We start from the raw sequence: 17,554 nt of genomic DNA, 5'->3' as shown, positions 1-17,554 counted from the left end.
TGGAGCGGGCTTCCCTGGAGGTGTGCTGCACCTAGGACCTGTCGGCAGGGAGGATACTACCCCGCGGCCGAGCCTGCATCAAGGAGAAGCGCGCCCTCCGGACACTCTCGCAGACCGTAGGAGGAAGGCGGGGACCGGGACCCTTCCGGCATCGGAGACCGGGGCGTTCGGGAGCGGATCGGCTCCGGACCGAGGCACAGGGAAGGCCGGGAACGGGGCTCGCGACGACGGGGTGGTGTCCGCGTTCATCCGGATAGTCGATGCGCTGTACGGGGCTGCCAGGTGCCGTGAGAGGATCGGGGCGTCGAAATCGCCCTCCGGCAGGTCCAGAAGGGGGTGGTGGAAGGGCTCGGGAGCGGTCTCGGCGCCCAAGGGGGGCAAGGCCCCCGGCATGGCCACTATAGTAGCGGTCGAACCGTGAGGAGCCGAGACGGACTGTTCCCCCCGGGCTTCGGAGACGGGTTCGACGGGGGCCGCTACGACGGTCTCGGGCAGGGTCTCGGCGAGAGGCTCGGCAGCCGCCTCGGCCATCGCCCGGCGGAGGCTGGTCTCGCCGCGGCGCCCGCCGAAGGCCGCCACGATCTCGCGCATCGCCTTCCCGACCGCCTGCATGGCGAGGGCCTCGCGACCGTCAGCCAGCCGGGCGGACACGGTGACGGCTCGGGGCTGGACGCCGGCCTCGGCGCGACGGGACGCGCTGCGCTCCCGCTCAGACCGAGCGACGCCGCCGGGCAGCAGCGCGCCGGCTCCGGCGGCCCGGGCGTCGTCCTCGGACAGGCCGAGGAGGCTGAGCATCCGGGCCTTCGAGTATTCGTAGATGACGGACCGCTCTGTGCCGTCGTGATCGCGGGTCTCGCCGTTTTCATGCCGCCGGAGTTGCCGATCCAGGGCGCCGAGGGACGTCCGGAGCTCGCCCTCGGTTAGGCCGGCTGGTCTGCAGAGGCGCGAGGCCCACGTTGCCGCGTCGCCACCCTCAGCCTGGGCGATGGCGCAGGCCGAGAGGAAGCCCCACAACTCCCTCTTGCCCTCAGGAGGCGTCCCGCCCCACCACACCCGGATGGCATCGAGGGCATCGACGACGCTCGCCCAGTATCCGCCGGAAATCCGGCGCCGGGTCTGTTCCTCCACGAGCGTAATGCCGGCGGCCTCCTGCTCGGCGCGTCGCTCCTGGCGGACGGCCTCGCGCTGACGCCACGAGGCATCGCGCTCGGCCTTGATGGCCGCCATTTGCTCCCGGGTGTAGGGCAGGAACGACGTCGCGAGGTCCTCAAAATCGTGCTCGACCACGTCGGTCCAGGATGCTGGCCAGACCAGCCGCGCGACCTGCCCGGATTTCGCGTTGTACGACCCGGCGAGGCGCAGGACGCGAGCGGTGTCCGAGGCGCCGCGGTCGAGGCCGGTGCCGCGCCAGACCGCAGCCATCCTCTCCTCGTGGGCGATGACCTCGGGGTCCTGCAGACGGGTGCCCGAGGCGGTCCGGACCGTCGCGGACGGAACGCCGCCCTTGGGTCCGTGCATGTGGCGCTGGACGGAGCGGTGCCGCCGCGTGATGCCTGGCGTCGCCATGAGCGGCTGGTGCACCCAAACGAGGTGCAGGCCGCGGCCGCTAAAGAGAACGTAGGACGGCAGGGGCTTGCCCGCCGCGCGCAGACGCTCGATCAGGATGCCGGCCATCTCCTCGGGGCTGAGTCCGCGGAAGGCGGCCTGGTCGTGGCAGTCCGCGTCCGCGATGAGGGACCGAAGCTGGACGAGACTCGTGCTGCCGCGGGCGCCGTAGAATCGCTGCATGCTGATGTGTGTCGCCCAAAGCAGGGCGTCGGACGTGGCGAGCTCGCCGACGGTGACGACGCGGGTCTCCCAGCGCTCCTCGCCGGCGTTGCCGGTCACTCGCATCAGGCTCACCTTGCCCTTGGCGCCCTCAAGGTCGGGATGAAGCGTCCTTGCGTGGGCTGCGCGGGGGCCGACGTTAACGCGGGCGCGGAACGTCTCTGCCAGGCGATGCTGCTCCGCCTGCGGCAGGAGCATGGGCGCATAGGCGTCGAGGCGAACGAAGGACGAGGACGGGAGGTAGAGCAAGGCGACGGTCCGGCTGTGGCGGCGGAGCAGCACGACCCGACGCGACGTGCATCGAGTATCTCATCCGGCCCGGAAAGCTGCCAGAGCACCCGCGAGCATCCAGGCGAGCACCTCAACCGACATCACCCATCAGCGTGGGTGTGGAGCGATTCTGGCGACCCTAGACCGTACCAGGCAGCCTCGCCACGTACCCGTTCGTCACCACGGACGCCAAAATCTTACCAAGGGGCAAAAACCGCAGTTTTGACCGCCCCTGCACCGCTGGGCAGGCGCTCAGTTCTGCATAAAGAACGTGCTGAAATGTTGAGCAGTCGGCGTGTGGACGCTTACGATTTAGGCGCCCTGCTACGAGCGTGCGCTTAGCGCCGCAAACGCCTGTCCACATAGTTCGGATGTAAATTTAGAACAGCGGCTTGGCCAAGCTAAGCAATGAACTATTCAGTCGTTCAGTCCTCGACTTAATTTTTTAAATGGCCGGATTGTTATAGTTTATCCGGCCATTACGTCGGCTATGCTCGCTCCATTGAGATCCGAATTTTGCGGAGCGTCAGGCCTTTCGATCGCACGTAGTGCGTGTATCGTGCGACCACATTCGTCTGAGAAAACCTTTTGAGTCCTAGAGGGGTCAACTCCTCCCGGAACTCGCTTGTTAACTTACTCTCCTTGGCTTTCGTTGCGCGCTCGTGTCGCTTCATTTCATGGACATCTCTTATAGCTCTGGCTACATCTGGACTCGTAACCGTCAATGCGAACCACGTTGGCCGCAGCATGCGGAATGGCCCCATTAGTCGTGCGGCTTCCTGCACTTCCAACTCGAGCCTTGCCGGTGTGCCCTTGAGCAACATGTGAGCGAAGCCAGTCTCGTCGTGCGTTGGGTAGAGCGCCACAACGACTTTTGAGTATTGAAAAGCCCGCGCGATGCGCTTGGCTTGTGCCTCCATGCTGAAGGAACGGAACTCAAAGTCCGTTGCCTGCGCACTTCTGAGCAGTAGCTCTTCCAGGGTATCTTCGGTCATTTGAACCTCCTGCGCGTGGCCATCCGGCCTACCGACAGGAGTCATAAGCATGCAGCAAGTAGATGCACGCGGCATTAGGCTCGAAGATTAACAGAATTATCGGATTTTGATAAAATTTTATGATAAGATAATATCCTCTGCGCCCCGGGCATGCAAGAGGTGGCAGCAAAAGTGCTTAATAGATGCTTTCTCAGCTTTACGTTCGTTGCGTCCGGCTCGCCGTCCGGGTGCAGACCCGACGCGACCAGGCGCTTGACGTGAACCAGCCACGGCAGGATTGCGGCTGAACAGCATCCCACTCAATCGTGAAACTTGGCCTTAGGATTCATGGTCGAGTCGATGGTGCGTCCTTACCTGAATCTCCGAACTTATGATCTCGAACGAGAGTTCGACGGTGCGCAAGGCGTCATAAGGGCGCTCGCCGGTGAACTTGGACGGCGGCGCTGTTACGAGGCGCTGCGGTTCGACGTCGATGCGGAGACGCTGCGACGGCTTCTCGGACGCCGGGCGATCGACCCGTGGCAGCAGCAACTGGTTACCTTCGACGAGGCGCATCCATAAGTCCGGTCCTTCGCGATGCCGGAGACGGTGCCGCTTCCCGGCGGCGTAATCTTGGATGCCTTGGCCAACCGGCTGCGGGAGGCGCTGCTCGGCGAAGGGCAGGTCCTCGTGACAGCGCTCATGGAGACGGTGACGCAGGGGGTCAGGCCGATGGACGCCTACTTCGCCGAGCGCACCGACGGCGAGCAGTTCCAAAGCGGCCGGTATCGCCCGCTCATGTGGAGCGAGCCCGGCTCGCCCCGTCGAAGCCCGACCGGTGACGGGAGACGGGCCCGCGCCCGGACCTCGGCATCCTCAGAGTTTCGACGGAGTCTTACGGCGCCCCTGGACCCGGAAGAGGACGACGGCGTGCTCCGTAGTGCCCCAGGGCGGTGTGACGTGGTGGACTGAGATCCGCTCGGCGACGTCCGGCTGACCGCCGCCCAGGTCGTGAAGGTCGAGCATCATCAGGATGCCGAAGCTGACATTCGTCACGTCGTAAGCCACCTTCTGGAGCCCGTACTCGTCCACGACCTGCGCGTTCGTGAGCTTGCGGTCCGTCTTCTTCAACTCCGCGACGAAGGTCGTGCGCATGTGCTTGAACAGGACGTCGACGCGCCCCCCGGCGACGTCGCTGGCCTCGGCGCCGAGTATCCCGGCGAGGGGGGAGCCGCACAGGAAATCGAGGTAGTCCTCTTGGAGGACTTCCTCCAGCGGCAGCTTGGCCGGATCCCGCTCGAAGAGATACTTGACCCGCCTGAACGTGCTGGAACTGACATTGCTCCGCTGGACGACGAACAGGGTGGTCATCCAGAGGGCGACCTCGAAGAGGCTGCGGGCGTCCTGGTGCCTACGGTAGTGCTCGTTCCCGCCGAGGGCTTCCAGGATGCGGTCGAACAGGTCCGAGACCACCACGGAGGTGCTCTCGTCGACGAGCGTCGTCATGGCGCCAGCGACGCGCGCCATCGCCGATGCCCGGCCGGCCTCGGGGATGCTCTCCAGGATGGCGGTGACCGGTGAGCTCCCGGTCGCCGCCTCAGTAGGGCGGTGGGCGACCACTCCCTCGTGGGCGTCGGCAACCAGGGTACGGAGCCCCGCGACGTCGGGCAAAAGGCCCGAACTGGCATTTTCCTCGATCCATTGGCCGAGGGTGTCCAGGGAATGCAGTTCGCGTTTCAGGGCACCGACGATTCGGGGCTGGAGGACGGCCTCAAGGCCGCCGTCCTCGCGGCGCACCATGATGCTGCGGCTCGCCGAGTAGACGGACACGAGCTCGTCCTGGATGACGGCGGCGGCGTTGAGCCAGGCCCGTTTACCCAAGCTGGTGTCGAGGGCGCCCAGCCTGAGTGCGAGCATCGACCAGTGGACGCGCTCCCGGCCCCGGGCACCGAGCCAGGACGACGTCTCCTCGGGGCGGTCGGAGGGCGAGAGGTAGGCCGTGTACGCGAAGGCGGCCTCCTTGATGCCGTCGATGCCGACACGGACATCGCCTTGGGGCCGGCCGGTCTGGAACGCGACCAGCATGTCCAGGCAGCGGCGATACAGCCGTGCGTCCGGGCGCTCGTCGCTCGTCGCCTCGGACCGCACAAACCAGTCCCGGGCCTCCCGGAACGACCGGAGCGCATCGTCCTGCGTCGTCGCGTCGAGACCGGCACGGAGTGCGTCGAGCCCGAGTTCCATGGCGACCTCGTCCTCCGCCTCCTCGACGTCGAGGAGCTTGCCCAGGACCGCGTGCAGATCCGGGTCCGGACCGCGTGCAAGGAGGGCGCCCGTGATCGCGGCGGCATGGCGCAGGAAGTCACCGTCGTCCGCCGGGTCGAGATCGATCATCTCCGCCTGAAGCCGTCGCAGGAGGGCGCGGTCCGACTGGGCGAGGATCATCGCCGCCTTGAGCGCGTGGGCGCGCGTGCCGTAATCGCCGGTGCGGTCCCCGGCGCGTTCCAGGAACGCACGCCCGAGCGCGCTCGCGTCCTCTGGGCGCAACCGGCCACCATGGCTGAGCCAGGCGGCGATGCCGACCATCGCGACGACGTCGCCGGCCTCGCGGACGATCTCGACCGCGGCCAGAATGGTTTTTTCGACGTTGGGATGGGAGGCCAGGGCGACGAACAGGTCGGCCCCTCCGAAGCCCCGCGCCGATCCACGGACGACCTCCCGTAATTGCGCCGACGAGACGGACGAGAGGTCGGCGGGTTCGCCGCTCCCCTCGGTCAGAAGCCGTCGCAGAACGTCCTCCGCCACCGTGGAACCCGTCTCAGAAAAGGAATCGGTTGCCTTGAGCGTGGAGCGTTTGCTGGCCTGGGACAACTCCCACCAGCGCGGGCTTGGTGGCCGCTCCGACGATGACCTGGGCGTCGCCTGTCTCGTTGATGACCTCCTGCACGCTCGCCATCAATGCGGCGAAATCGTCGTCGGTCATCTCCTGCGAGCGCGGGCTGTCGAGAACGAGCAGGCCCGGGTATCGCCCGAAGCGGCGGCGGCGCGCGACGGCGACGACCGCCAGGGCCGCGGCGATGCGCACCCGGAGGTTCTCGCCGGGTGACAGGTCCGAGAACGTGATGTCAGCCCCGCCTTGCCGGATGGCGAGAGTGTTGTTGCCGGACCAATCCATGCCCTCGACGTGTTGGACGCCGAAGCGCCGGGAGAGGGCGGCTACCTCGTCGGACACCTCCTTCAGGACGTCTCGCTGCATGTCGTCGAACAGTTCGCGGGTCACCTTCTCGACCTGGCGCAGGACCGCGGCGTCGTCCGCCACGGCGGTCGCCGCCGGCGCCGCGACCTCCGCGATGATCTCCCTGAGCTGCTCGGCCTGCGCCTCCAGGGCCCTGACGCGGAACTCCGTATCGGGATCCTCGACCGAGGCGAGTTCCGCCGCGATTTCGCCGATGCGCGCCTGATTGACGTCGCGCTCCGCTTCAGACTCGCGCAGGCGCCGCCTCGCCGCGGCGAGCTCCGCGTTCAGGCGGGCGACAACCTGCTCGGCCTCGCACACGTCGGCCTGCAGGTCGTCGATGCGAGGGCCCTCGTCATCTTCCTCGACATGTTTCTCGCCGCAAAGGGCGCACGTCCCGCCGCCTTCCGCGGTGTTGAAACGCTTCGCGTCGATGCCGTTGTCACAGGACGGGCAGCACACCGGTCGAAGCCGCCTGAACACCATCCCCGCCGCCATCTCGTCCCGCATTTGCTGCAGGGTCCGCTTGAGCTCGGCCACCGACCCCCGCGCCGCGGAGGCCTGTCGGTCGAGGGTGTCGACGCGTTCCTCCGCCAGGGCGACCGCCGCGCGAAGGGGCATCGTCTCCCTGTCGCGGGTCACGAGGTCCAAGCGAAGGCGCGGGCGGTCGACCCGCGTCCCGCTTCGGGCCCGCAGGTCGTCCAGCTCCTGTTCGGTCGCCTTGAGACGCTCGGCCAGCCGTCCCCTGGCCGGGTCTGCCGACGAGGCCTTCTCGCCTTCGGCGCACACCTTCTTGAACGCCGTGGACGCCGCTGAGTAGGTGGTGATCCACGGCAGGCCCATGAACATCTGCAGCAGGCGCAGGGGCACGCCGTCGCGGGTCACGTTGCCGAAGACCGCCGAGCCAGGCCCGTGGACGAAGAACGAGGTGGCGATGGCGTTCCAGCCGTGGGTACGCGGACCGTACGCCTTGTTAAAGGCGTGGAAGGAGCCGAAGCCGAACTCCTCCATCATGTTGTCGGCCACGGCCTTCTCGAAGGGCTTGTCGGCCGAACCAGCATAGAGGTCGATCCGCGCATCGCCTTCGCCGCGCGAGAGTGTCCCACGGGCCATGCGCGGATCGACCTCGCCTACCTCCTTCTCGACCCGTACGCGATAGGGGGTGGCGTCGATGCGGAAGGCTACCTCGACGAGGCTGAGCCATCCCCAGACGTCGGGCTTCACGATACCGGGGAATTCGCCGCGCAACGCGGCCTGGATGAGGTTGAGCAGGCTCGACTTGCCCCGCGAATTCCTGTCCGACAGGAAGGCCCAGAGCCCGGCCCCCATCTCGCCGTCGCCCTGGGGCCAACGAAAATCGATGTCGCGATCGTCGTCGGTGCCCTGCTTCCGTCCGGCCAGCGCGATATACGCGAGGCGAAGCTGACGGCGACGCGGCAACGCCGCCTGAGGCAGGATGCCGTGCCGGTCGAGGACGGCCTGGACCTCCTCGGGCGGGACCTTGGCCTTCGTCGCAATCGTCCCGACCCAATCGTCCGCATTCGTCGGCGTCGCCGTCATGCCTTGTTCCTCAGCCGCCGGATGCGGGCCAGCACCCGGTCCTTGATGGACGGGATCTCGGTGCCGAGCGGCGCGTCCCTGTATTCCTGGTGGAGGTACTGCTCGTCCTTGAGGCTGGACCCGCTGCGTAGGCCGGCGAGCGTCGATACCAGCCCGGCCCGGTCCCGGTACCAGGCAAGCAACGGATGCTCCCGGATCATTTCCTCCATGAACGGGAACGCCGGCGGCTCGATCCGGAAATCGTGCCGCCGATGGCCGCCAGCCTGGCGCAGCGGCGTCACCATCCCGTAGGCCCGGAGGATGGAGAGGGCGGTCTCGATGTTCTGGAAGGCGCCCCGGTGCCACCGCACCATGCCAACCAGCCTGACGCTGGGCTCGTCGGCATCGAAGATCGCCTCGGCCTGCGCGAGAAAGGAGGCGTCGGCCTCTGCCTCGTAGCGGTCCAGCAGGGCATCGGCGAGGTAGTCGGGATATCGGACGAGAAAATCCATGGCCATCGCCCGCTTTTCGCCGCGGAACACCCGGGGGTCGCCCGGGGCGGCTCGTGCGGGGTCGACCGGCTCGCTGCCCAGGGCCAGGATGAAGAGCAGCCTGATGGCGTCGCGATTGTTGTAGCCGGTGCGGTTTTCGCGAGCGGGCGCGGCGTCGGTCGGTGCCGTTCCCGGAATGCTCGTACCCGCCGTCATCTTCCCGGGACCGTTGGTGCCGCAACCTCAAAGGCGTGCGAGGGGGACAATGCCGGCATGGCCAAGCCGTTCCTTCCCTGAGGCCATCCACGAAGCCCGCTGTACTTGACCATCAACGTCGTGATGGTGAGCCCAACGATGCAGGCCTGGCCTTACATCCGTCAGCCAGGAGGCTTCAGCGCTTCATGAACTCAATATCGGTGGCGACGGCTTCCAGGCGCTCCGGTTCGCGCTTCTTGCGCTCGGAATAGCGGTCCACAAGGTAGTCGGCCCGTTCCCGGGTCAGCAGCGTGAACTTCATCAGCTCCTCGCGGACAACCACCACGCGGTCGCAGAGCGGCCCCGCCTTTATCCGCCCGGCGTCGTCGAACTCCTTGTACGCCATCGGCACCGATGATTGGTTCGGGATGATGATCATCCGCATCCAGCGCCCGAGGACCCGCAGGTTGTTGACCGCGTTGAACGACTGCGAGCCGCCCGTATAGGGCCGGCATCACCCTCTCTGGACCCTTACCGCGGCGATGGTCCTGGTCGTCATCGGGATCGCGGCGTTAGCGGTATGCTCGCCCGTGGTCGGATTGGCGCTGGTCCTCTACGGAGCCGGCAATGGGATCTACTCCATCGCCCGTGGCACCGTGCCTCTTGCGCTCTTCGGACCCGAGCGGTACGCCCCGCTCGTCGGAAGGCTCGCGCGTCCGGGGCTGGTGGCGCAGGCGCTTGCGCCTTCACTCGAAGCGGTCGTGCTGACGCACGCGAGCGCCGACGCGACCTTCGCCCTCTTGACCACGCTTGCCCTGCTGAACGTCGCGCTCGCCCTATCTCTATGGCGCGTCAGGTAGTTCTTTCTCTTCCTCGCCGTTCCAAGATGTGGCATCGTCCGTTCGTGTCCTTCTGGCTCGCTCTTCGGCGGCTGCTTCCGCTCCTCGCGGTGCTCAGCCTAACCCTTGCGCCTGTGACCGCATCCGCGGCCGCCGCGGGCATGCTTGCGCCGACGGCCGCTCAGGGTCACGCGATGGTGATGCCCGACGAGGCCGTGGTCCACATGGCCGGGATGGCCATGGACGAAATGCCGTGCTGTCCCAAAGAGCGGCCGGACATGCCCGACTGCTCGAAGGGCTGCCCGCTGATGGCGCTCTGCTTGGCGAAGGTGGCCACCGGCCTGCCCGGCGCCCTCCGATTGCCGGGGCGCGTCGCCGTCGTCGAGGGGACTGCCTGGGCTGTCATCGCCTCCTTCGACAGCCTCTCGCAGGGGCCGCCCACCGAGCCTCCCCGATCCTGAACCGATGCCGCCGGCGCTTGCGTCGGCACGGTGACGCGCGTCCGCGCGTGACCTTCCATCGCTTTCAGGAGATCTCCCATCGTGACCAAGACATCGTTTTCGCGTGCCCTGCCGGCTGCGCTGCTCGGCCTCGCCCTCACCGCCGCGGCGCGGGCCGACACCACGGACTACGAGTTCCAACTCGTGAAGGACGAGGCCAAGCAGGGCGAGGCCATTCTCGACGTGCGCCTCGTCGACAAGCGCACGGCCAAGCCGGTGCCGAACGCCGTGATCTTCGCCAAGCGCATCGACATGGCGCCCGACAGCATGGAGGAGATGACCTCCAAGATCGAGCAACTGCCCTCGCCGGAGCCCGGCATCTACCGCTTCAAGGCGAAGCTGACGATGGCCGGCGGATGGCGCCTCTCGCTCGGGGCCAAGGTGCAGGGCGAGACCGGCACCGTTGAGAACAAGCTGGTGCTCAAGGCTACCAAGTGAGCCGGTCGGCTTGGGCAGCCGGGACCCTCGCCGCGCTCGCGGCGGGGATCTTGGGCTATGGCGCGGGGCATGAGGGCAACCCCGTGCCGGCGCTCCTCCGGCAGGCGCGGACCGAGTTCGCCCATTGGCTACCGGGCGCCCGGCCGGGCTCCTCGGTGCCTCTGCCGGTATCGACCAAGGCGACAGGTCCCGTGGTCTACTATCAGGACCCCGACGGCAGGCCGTCCTACGCCTCGGAGCCGACGCGTACGGCAGACGGTCGCGACTATCGCGCCGTGCGCGCCAGCGAGGACGTGCGCTTCGACGAGCCCGACGAGCCAGGGACGATGCCCAATGCCGGGCACGGCGACATGTCGATGGCGCAAGCTACGGCGCCTGCGACGGGTGCCCGCAAGGTCCGCTTCTACCGCAATCCGATGGGGTTGCCGGACACCTCGCCGGTGCCGAAGAAAGACTCGATGGGGATGGACTATCTCCCCGTCTACGAGGGTGAGGACATCGACGACGGCACGGTCGCCCTCTCGCCTGGCAAGGTGCAGCGTACGGGCGTCCGAACGGCTGCCGCCGAGCGCCGGGTGCTATCAAGGCCGGTGCGCGCACCCGGCACCATCGAGGAGGACGAGCGCCGGATCTCCGTCATCGCCATGCGAACCGACGCGTTCATCGAGAAGGTCGAGGCCGTCACCACCGGCGACCATGTCCACAAGGGCCAGCCGCTCATGCGCCTGTTCTCGCCCGAGATGAATGCAGCCGCCGCGCAGTACCTGACCGGCATCGGTTACGAGGGGGCGCGGCGCCGCCTGGAGAACCTTGGAATTCCGCCCGAGGTCATCGACGAGGTCGAACGCACCCGGAAGGTGCCGTCGACCATCACGTGGTCGGCTCCCCGCGACGGGGTGGTGGTCGAGCGCAACGTCTCGGAAGGGATGCGGGCGAAGTCCGGCGACACCCTGTTCAAGCTCGTCGACCATTCCCGGGTCTGGGTTCTCGTCGACGTCCCCGAACGCGACCTCGCCTCCGTCGCGGAAGGCCAGGCGGCCATCGTGCGGGCCAGGACCTTCCCGGACCGCGCCTTCACCGGCACCGTGACCCGGATCTACCCGCACCTCGCCATGGGGACGCGCACGGCGCGCCTGCGGATCGAGTTGCCCAACCCGAACGGCGACCTCCGGCCCGGGATGTATGCCGACGTCGAGATCGCGACCGGGAACGCCAGGCCGGTGGTTTCGGTGCCCGACGATGCCGTCATCGACACGGGCGTCAGGCAGGTAGTGCTGTTGGACAGGGGCGAGGGTCGGTTCGAACCGCGCCAAGTCCGGCTCGGCACCCGGGGCGACGGCTACGTCGAGGTCCGGGACGGCATCGCGGCGGGCGACCGGGTCGTGACCTCGGCCAACTTCCTCATCGATGCCGAGAGCAACCTCAAGGCGGCGCTCCAGGGTCTCTCCGAGCCGAAGGCCGACCCGGGTCCGCAGGCGGCGGCCGATGGGAGGGCGCCATGATCGCCCGCATCATTGGCTGGTCGGCCCGGAATCTGGTGCTGGTGCTGATCGGGACGGTGTTCGCGGTGGGGGCCGGGCTCTACGCCCTGCGCACGTTGCCGCTGGATGCCATCCCGGACCTCTCGGACGTACAGACCATCGTCTACACCGAGTACCCGGGCCAGGCGCCGCAGGTCATCGAGGATCAGGTCACCTACCCTCTGACCACCGCGATGCTCACGGTGCCGCGGTCCAAGGTCGTGCGCGGCTTCTCGTTCTTCGGGGTCTCGTTCGTCTACGTCATCTTTGAGGACGGCACCGACCCGTACTGGGCCCGGAGCCGAGTGCTCGAATACCTCAACACGGTGGCCAAGCGCCTGCCGGCCGGCGTGACCCCGACCCTGGGCCCGGACGCCACCGGGGTCGGCTGGGTCTATCAGTACGTGGTGGTCGCCAAGGAACGCACCCTGGCCGAACTCCGGTCGCTCCAGGACTGGGTGATCCGCTTCGGGGCGTCGCGGGCCGAGGGCGTGGCCGAGGTCGCCGGCGTCGGCGGCTTCGTCAAGCAGTACAACGTGGTCGTCGACCCGAGCCGGCTCCGGGCGCAGGGCATCACCCTCTCCAAGCTCCGGGAGGCGATCCGGTCGAGCAACGCCGACGTCGGCGGGCGCACCGTCGAGCTCTCCGAATTCGAATTCGTCGTCCGTGGCCGCGGCTACCTCAAGAGCGTCGCCGACATCGAGAGCATCGTCCTCAAGACCGAGGCCGGTACCCCGCTTCGGGTGAAGGACGTCGCCCGGGTCGAGCTCGGCCCCGACGAGCGGCGCGGCATCACCGAGATGAACGGCGAAGGCGAGGTCGCCGGTGGCATCATCCTCCAGCGCTTCGGGGCCAACGCCCTCGACGTCATCGCGGGTGTGAAGGCCCGACTCGCCGAGGTCGAGGCCAGCCTGCCCCTCGGTACGAGAATCCTGCCGGTCTATGACCGCTCGTACCTGATCGAGGCGGCCATCGAGACCCTGAAGGGCACGCTGATCGAGGAGAGCGTCATCGTCGCCCTGGTCTGCGTGGTGTTCCTGCTCCACGTCCGCAGCGCGCTCGTCGCCATCCTGATGCTGCCGGTCGGCATCCTGATGGCGTTCGCCGGCATGAAGGCCCTGGGGCTCGGCGCCAACATCATGAGCCTGGGCGGCATCGCCATCGCGGTGGGCGCCATGATCGACGCCGCCATCGTGATGATCGAGAACGCGCACAAGCACCTGGAGCGGGCGGACCCCGGCAAGCCCCGGATCGAGGTGCTGATCGAGGCCGCGGGCGAGGTCGGCCCCTCGCTGTTCTTCTCGCTCCTCATCATCACGGTGAGCTTCCTGCCGATCTTCACCCTGGAGAGCCAGGAAGGCCGCCTGTTCGGGCCGCTGGCCTTCACCAAGACCTTCGCCATGGCCGCCGCGGCCGTGCTGTCGGTGACCCTCGTCCCGGCCCTGATGGTGCTGTTCGTGCGCGGCCGCATCGTCCCGGAGCACCGCAACCCGGTGAACCGCCTCCTCATCTGGCTGTACCGTCCCGTGATAGCGTTCGTCCTGCGGGCACGCGTTCTCACCATCCTGATCGCGCTCGGGGTGCTCGGCGTCTCGGTCTGGCCGGCCGTGCAGCTCGGGTCGGAGTTCATGCCCGACCTCGACGAGGGCACCCTGATGTACATGCCGACGACCCTGCCGGGCATCTCCGTGACCAAGGCCGGTGATCTCCTGGCGAGACAGGACGCCCTCCTGAAGACCTTCCCCGAAGTCTTGTCAGTCTATGGGAAAGCCGGGCGGGCCAATACGGCGACCGATCCGGCCCCGAGCGAGATGTTCGAGACCATCGTCAACCTGAAGCCGAAGGCGGACTGGCGCCCCGGCGTGACGATGGCGAGCCTCAGGGCCGAGATGGACAAGGCGCTGCAGTTCCCCGGCGTCTCGAATGCCTGGACCCAGCCGATCCGCGCCCGCATCGACATGCTCGCCACCGGCATCCGCACGCCCGTCGGCGTCAAGGTGCTGGGGACGGACCTGGGCGAGATGGAGAAGGTTGCCCGCAAGGTCGAGGCGGTCGTCAAGGCGGTGCCCGGAACGGCGAGCGCCTACGCCGAGCGCGTCCAGGGCGGCTACTTCCTCGACATCACCCCGGACCGGGAGGTCCTGGGCCGCTACGGCCTGACGGTCGGCGAGGTGCAGGACGTCGTCGCCATGGCGCTCGGCGGGGACAGCGTCACGAACACCGTCGAGGGGCGCGAGCGCTACACCGTGAACGTGCGCTACCCCCGGGCCTTCCGCTCCGACCCGCGGTCCATCGCGGACGAGGTTCAGGTTCCGTTACCGGGAGGTGGGACCGTCCCACTTGGCGAGGTTGCCAAGATAAGCCTCACACGCGGCCCGACCCAGATTCGCACGGAGAACGGACGGCTCGCGGTGTTCATCTACGTCGACGTCACCGGACGGGATCTCGGGGGCTACGTCGCAGAGGCGCGTGCGGCGGTGGCCGGCGAGGTGGCCCTGCCGCAGGGGACGGCGATCCAGTGGAGCGGGCAGGTCGAGTACCTCGACCGGGCCACCGCCCGGCTCAAGGTCGTGGTGCCGCTGACGCTGCTGACCGTGTTCCTGCTGCTGTACCTGAACTTCCGCCGGCTGACCGAAACCCTGATCGTGATGCTTTCGCTGCCCTTCGCCCTGATCGGCGGCGTCTGGTTGATGTGGTGGCTCGGGTTCAACCTGTCGGTGGCCGTGGCGGTCGGCTTCATCGCGCTGGCGGGCGTCGCCGCCGAGACCGGCGTGATCATGCTGGTCTACCTCGACCATGCGCTGGCCGAGATCCGGGCGGTCTGCGAGCAGGAGGGCCGGCCCCTATCGCGAAACGACCTGCGCAGGGCCATCATGGTCGGGGCCGTCGAGCGGGTGCGCCCGAAGATGATGACGGTGGTCGCCATCATGGCCGGCCTGCTGCCGATCCTGTGGAGCACGGGATCAGGCTCCGAGGTCATGCAGCGGATCGCCGTTCCCATGATCGGCGGGATGGTCTCCTCGACCGTCCTGACCCTCGTGGTGATCCCGGCGGTCTACGGCCTGGTGAAGGGGTGGGGGCTGCCGGGATCCGATACCGCTAGGAAATCCGTCGAACGTCAAAATCTGCCATTGGCCGCCGAGTGAGGATGGGAGAGAGAACATGATCGAGACGACGAGGACGACCCGCCGTGCCGTGGTCCTGGGCCTGGCGGCAACGGCATGTTTCGGACGCACGGCCATGGCTCAGGGCCTGCCGACGGTGGCGGTGACCAAGGACCCGTCCTGCGGCTGCTGCGAGAAATGGGTCGCGCACCTGCGGGAGAACGGATTCCCGGTGATGGTGACCGAGGGACCCGTGAACCCGCTCAAGGTCCGCCTCGGCGTGCCGCGCGACCTCGCTTCCTGCCACACCGCCCAGGTCGGCGGCTACGTGGTCGAGGGGCATGTCCCGGCCGGGGCGATCAGGCGCGTCCTGGCGGAGAGGCCCGAGGGTACCGGGTTGGCGGTGCCCGGTATGCCCGTCGGCTCCCCCGGCATGGAGGTCGAGGGCATGGAGCCCGACACCTACGAGGTCGTCCTCTTCGGACCTGCTGGCCGCAGCGCCTTCGCACACTACCGCGGCGGCATCCCTATCTGAGCCTCGGCTACGGCCCTCGAATGGGAAGAGGCGGCCCGATGCCGAGCCACCGGTTCATGGAAGGGCTTCGAGGATATGGCCGGATCGCATCGGACGCATCCAGGTCGGGAACGACGCGGTCGGGTACGGGTCCGTCGCGGCGAGCGGCCTACGACGCCGCGTCCGTGGCAAGGCGAACGCCCCACCGGACCTGTCCGTGCGCTTTAGGATTGCCACGGCCAGGCCTATGGTATGGGAGTAACCTCTCGGGACCGGACCATGCCCGTTGCGTTGCGCGACGATTTTATCAGGTTGGATGAGTATGAGCGCCTCTGCGAAGCAGTGGAGGAAGGCGAGCGGCTGGAGTACATTGACGGACAGGTCATCCGGATGATGGTCGGGGGCTCTACCGCCCACCCCGCCCTGACCCAGCGCCTCGACAACCTCATCGGCGACCGCTTCGCTCCCGGCGGCCCGTGCGCGTCGTTCCGTGAGACGATGCGTCTCCAGGCCGGAACGGCGCGCTTCTACCCGGATGTCTCCGTCGCCTGCGGGGATACCGTCGAACCAGACCCGGAGACCAAGAGCGTCAATTCGGCGACCGTCATCTTGGAGGTGCTGTCCCCTTCCGCCGAACGGTGTGACCGCGGCAGGAAATGGCTCAAGTACAAGGCGCTGCCCGACCTTCGGCACTTTGTCCTCGTCGCGCAGGACCAACGCCGGGTCGAGGTCTTCCACCGGCAGGGATCCGGATGGCACTACCAACTTCCCCAAGGACCGGACGCAATCCTCCGGCTTGACGCCATCGGGGTCGAGATGAGACTCGACGAGTTCTACTCGGCCATTCCGATGCTGGCCACGGAGGCCGGCGACCTTGCCGCCCAAGTCATGTTCGCTCCCGCACAGGTGTCGGGCATCGCCGGGATGAAGAGTTTTCCAAGCTCGCCGGACATCGACGCCTTGGTCGCGGAGATGGACGCCGACGAGTGCGAGTCGGCCATAGCGTCCATCGTCGGCTTGGTGGGCACACCTTCGATGGAGGAATGGAAGTCCGTACTGCCGGAGCGCCTCCAGGACCGCCTGGATGCCGTCTTGGGCGCCAACGGCTACGATTGATCCGCCCGGCCTGCCGGCCGGCTCCAACACGCGGGCACCGGCGCCCTTCCCGAGGACCATCGTCCCGGGCGACGGGGGAGTTGATGAAACCAACCTGCCGCCGTTGGCCCCTCGGTAGGCTTTGCCGCGTCATCGATCCGAGGGTGCCCATGCGGGTTCACCCATCGTTGGCGAGGCCGCACGAGAGCCCATCGCACCGTGATCGCGAGCTCGCCCCAGGACCGTAACGGGAGTTCGGACGGATGAACCAATCCCCTCAGTCGACCCAGGGCGGCATCATGGCTCGCATAGGCAAGAGGGAGATCGGTCTTCCCGTGACGCTTTTCTGCGTCGCAGCCCTCGTTCTCGGGTTCGGCCTCCTGGCGGGCGAGGTGATGGAGGGCGACACGATGGGGTTCGACACCCGGGTCGCGCGCTTCTTCCGTCCCCACGGCGCCACCGGCCCGATTGGACCGGACTGGCTTCACGAGATGGCCCGGGACGTAACCTCGCTGGGAAGCATGTTCGTCCTGTGCTTCCTCATCGCGGCCGTGGCGGGCTACCTGCTCCTGGTCCGCAAGCGAGGGGCCGCGGCCCTGGTGGTGGGCTCGATCCTGGGTGGGACCGTCATCAGCTTCGGGCTGAAGCTCCTGTTCAATCGCCCGCGTCCTGAGATCCCGGGCGGCATCCAGGTGTTCACCGCCAGCTTCCCCAGCAGCCACGCCATGCTGTCCGCCGTGACCTACCTGACGCTCGGCGCCCTCATGACGCGCGTCGCCGTGGGCGCAAGGCTGAAGGCGTACTTCATGGGTCTCGCCGTCTTCCTCACGGTTCTAGTCGGGACGAGCCGTGTCTATGTCGGGGTCCACTATGCCACCGACGTCCTGGCAGGCTGGTGCGTGGGATCGGCCTGGGCGGTGCTGTGCTGGGTCGCGGCGCTTCGGCTTCAGCGGCGCGGCAAGGTCGAGCCGCCGGGACTTGGCGCGGCCGAGGCTGGTATCACCGCATAGGACCCC

General features: G+C 67.6%; 13 protein-coding genes and 2 pseudogenes. 8 read left to right on the top strand and 7 right to left on the bottom strand.

Annotated features, from left to right (window positions below; all coding sequences use genetic code 11):
* Positions 1–78 precede the first annotated feature (78 nt).
* From MGN01_RS03680 to MGN01_RS03645, 7 genes and pseudogenes are all read right to left on the bottom strand, one after another.
* The gene (locus tag MGN01_RS03680) at positions 79–2,076 is read right to left on the bottom strand and encodes a hypothetical protein (RefSeq protein WP_147045202.1); all 1,998 of its coding nucleotides are present in this window, start codon (positions 2,074–2,076) and stop codon (positions 79–81) included.
* 509 nt (positions 2,077–2,585) lie between these two features.
* Positions 2,586–3,092, bottom strand: coding sequence for a hypothetical protein (locus MGN01_RS03675; protein WP_147045201.1), 507 nt, complete (start codon positions 3,090–3,092; stop codon positions 2,586–2,588).
* A 318-nt stretch (positions 3,093–3,410) separates the two neighbouring features.
* Positions 3,411–3,848: a hypothetical protein gene (locus MGN01_RS23985; RefSeq protein ID WP_147045200.1), complete on the bottom strand. Its 438-nt coding sequence runs from the start codon at positions 3,846–3,848 to the stop codon at positions 3,411–3,413.
* A 99-nt stretch (positions 3,849–3,947) separates the two neighbouring features.
* Positions 3,948–5,873: a hypothetical protein gene (locus MGN01_RS03665; RefSeq protein WP_147045199.1), complete on the bottom strand. Its 1,926-nt coding sequence runs from the start codon at positions 5,871–5,873 to the stop codon at positions 3,948–3,950.
* 13 nt (positions 5,874–5,886) lie between these two features.
* A complete protein-coding gene (locus MGN01_RS03660) occupies positions 5,887–7,863 on the bottom strand; it encodes a hypothetical protein (protein ID WP_147045198.1) in 1,977 nt (658 codons plus the stop codon).
* On the bottom strand, positions 7,860–8,549 hold the full coding sequence (locus tag MGN01_RS23390; RefSeq protein WP_170245828.1) for a hypothetical protein: 690 nt from the start codon (positions 8,547–8,549) through the stop codon (positions 7,860–7,862). Before MGN01_RS23390 ends, MGN01_RS03660 begins: the two co-directional genes overlap by 4 nt.
* Before the next feature lie 175 nt (positions 8,550–8,724).
* Positions 8,725–9,030, bottom strand: a pseudogene (locus MGN01_RS03645) (NADPH-dependent FMN reductase family protein); the annotation flags it as partial.
* Between the two features lie 4 nt (positions 9,031–9,034).
* On the opposite strand from MGN01_RS03645, the pseudogene MGN01_RS03640 reads away from it, so the two are divergent.
* From MGN01_RS03640 to MGN01_RS03605, 8 genes and pseudogenes are all read left to right on the top strand, one after another.
* Positions 9,035–9,388: pseudogene (locus MGN01_RS03640) on the top strand (MFS transporter); the annotation flags it as partial.
* A 44-nt stretch (positions 9,389–9,432) separates the two neighbouring features.
* Positions 9,433–9,828, top strand: coding sequence for a hypothetical protein (locus MGN01_RS03635; RefSeq protein ID WP_147045195.1), 396 nt, complete (start codon positions 9,433–9,435; stop codon positions 9,826–9,828).
* Between the two features lie 81 nt (positions 9,829–9,909).
* Positions 9,910–10,305: a FixH family protein gene (locus tag MGN01_RS03630; protein WP_147045194.1), complete on the top strand. Its 396-nt coding sequence runs from the start codon at positions 9,910–9,912 to the stop codon at positions 10,303–10,305.
* A complete protein-coding gene (locus MGN01_RS03625) occupies positions 10,302–11,807 on the top strand; it encodes an efflux RND transporter periplasmic adaptor subunit (RefSeq protein WP_147045193.1) in 1,506 nt (501 codons plus the stop codon). The genes MGN01_RS03630 and MGN01_RS03625 overlap by 4 nt, the downstream gene beginning before the upstream one ends.
* On the top strand, positions 11,804–14,971 hold the full coding sequence (locus MGN01_RS03620) for an efflux RND transporter permease subunit (protein ID WP_147045192.1): 3,168 nt from the start codon (positions 11,804–11,806) through the stop codon (positions 14,969–14,971). The genes MGN01_RS03625 and MGN01_RS03620 overlap by 4 nt, the downstream gene beginning before the upstream one ends.
* Before the next feature lie 16 nt (positions 14,972–14,987).
* Complete coding sequence (locus tag MGN01_RS03615) at positions 14,988–15,464, top strand: DUF411 domain-containing protein (protein WP_147045191.1); 477 nt, start codon at positions 14,988–14,990, stop codon at positions 15,462–15,464.
* 258 nt (positions 15,465–15,722) lie between these two features.
* Positions 15,723–16,559, top strand: coding sequence for a Uma2 family endonuclease (locus tag MGN01_RS03610; RefSeq protein WP_170245827.1), 837 nt, complete (start codon positions 15,723–15,725; stop codon positions 16,557–16,559).
* A 242-nt stretch (positions 16,560–16,801) separates the two neighbouring features.
* On the top strand, positions 16,802–17,548 hold the full coding sequence (locus MGN01_RS03605; protein WP_147045189.1) for a phosphatase PAP2 family protein: 747 nt from the start codon (positions 16,802–16,804) through the stop codon (positions 17,546–17,548).
* The last annotated feature ends 6 nt before the right edge of the window (positions 17,549–17,554 follow it).

The sequence above is a fragment of the Methylobacterium gnaphalii genome (assembly GCF_007992215.1).
In the GTDB taxonomy this organism is placed as follows: Bacteria; Pseudomonadota; Alphaproteobacteria; order Rhizobiales; family Beijerinckiaceae; genus Methylobacterium; species Methylobacterium gnaphalii.
The sequence above is the reverse complement of the archived record's forward strand: the minus strand, read 5'-3'. Positions and strand labels throughout refer to the sequence as shown.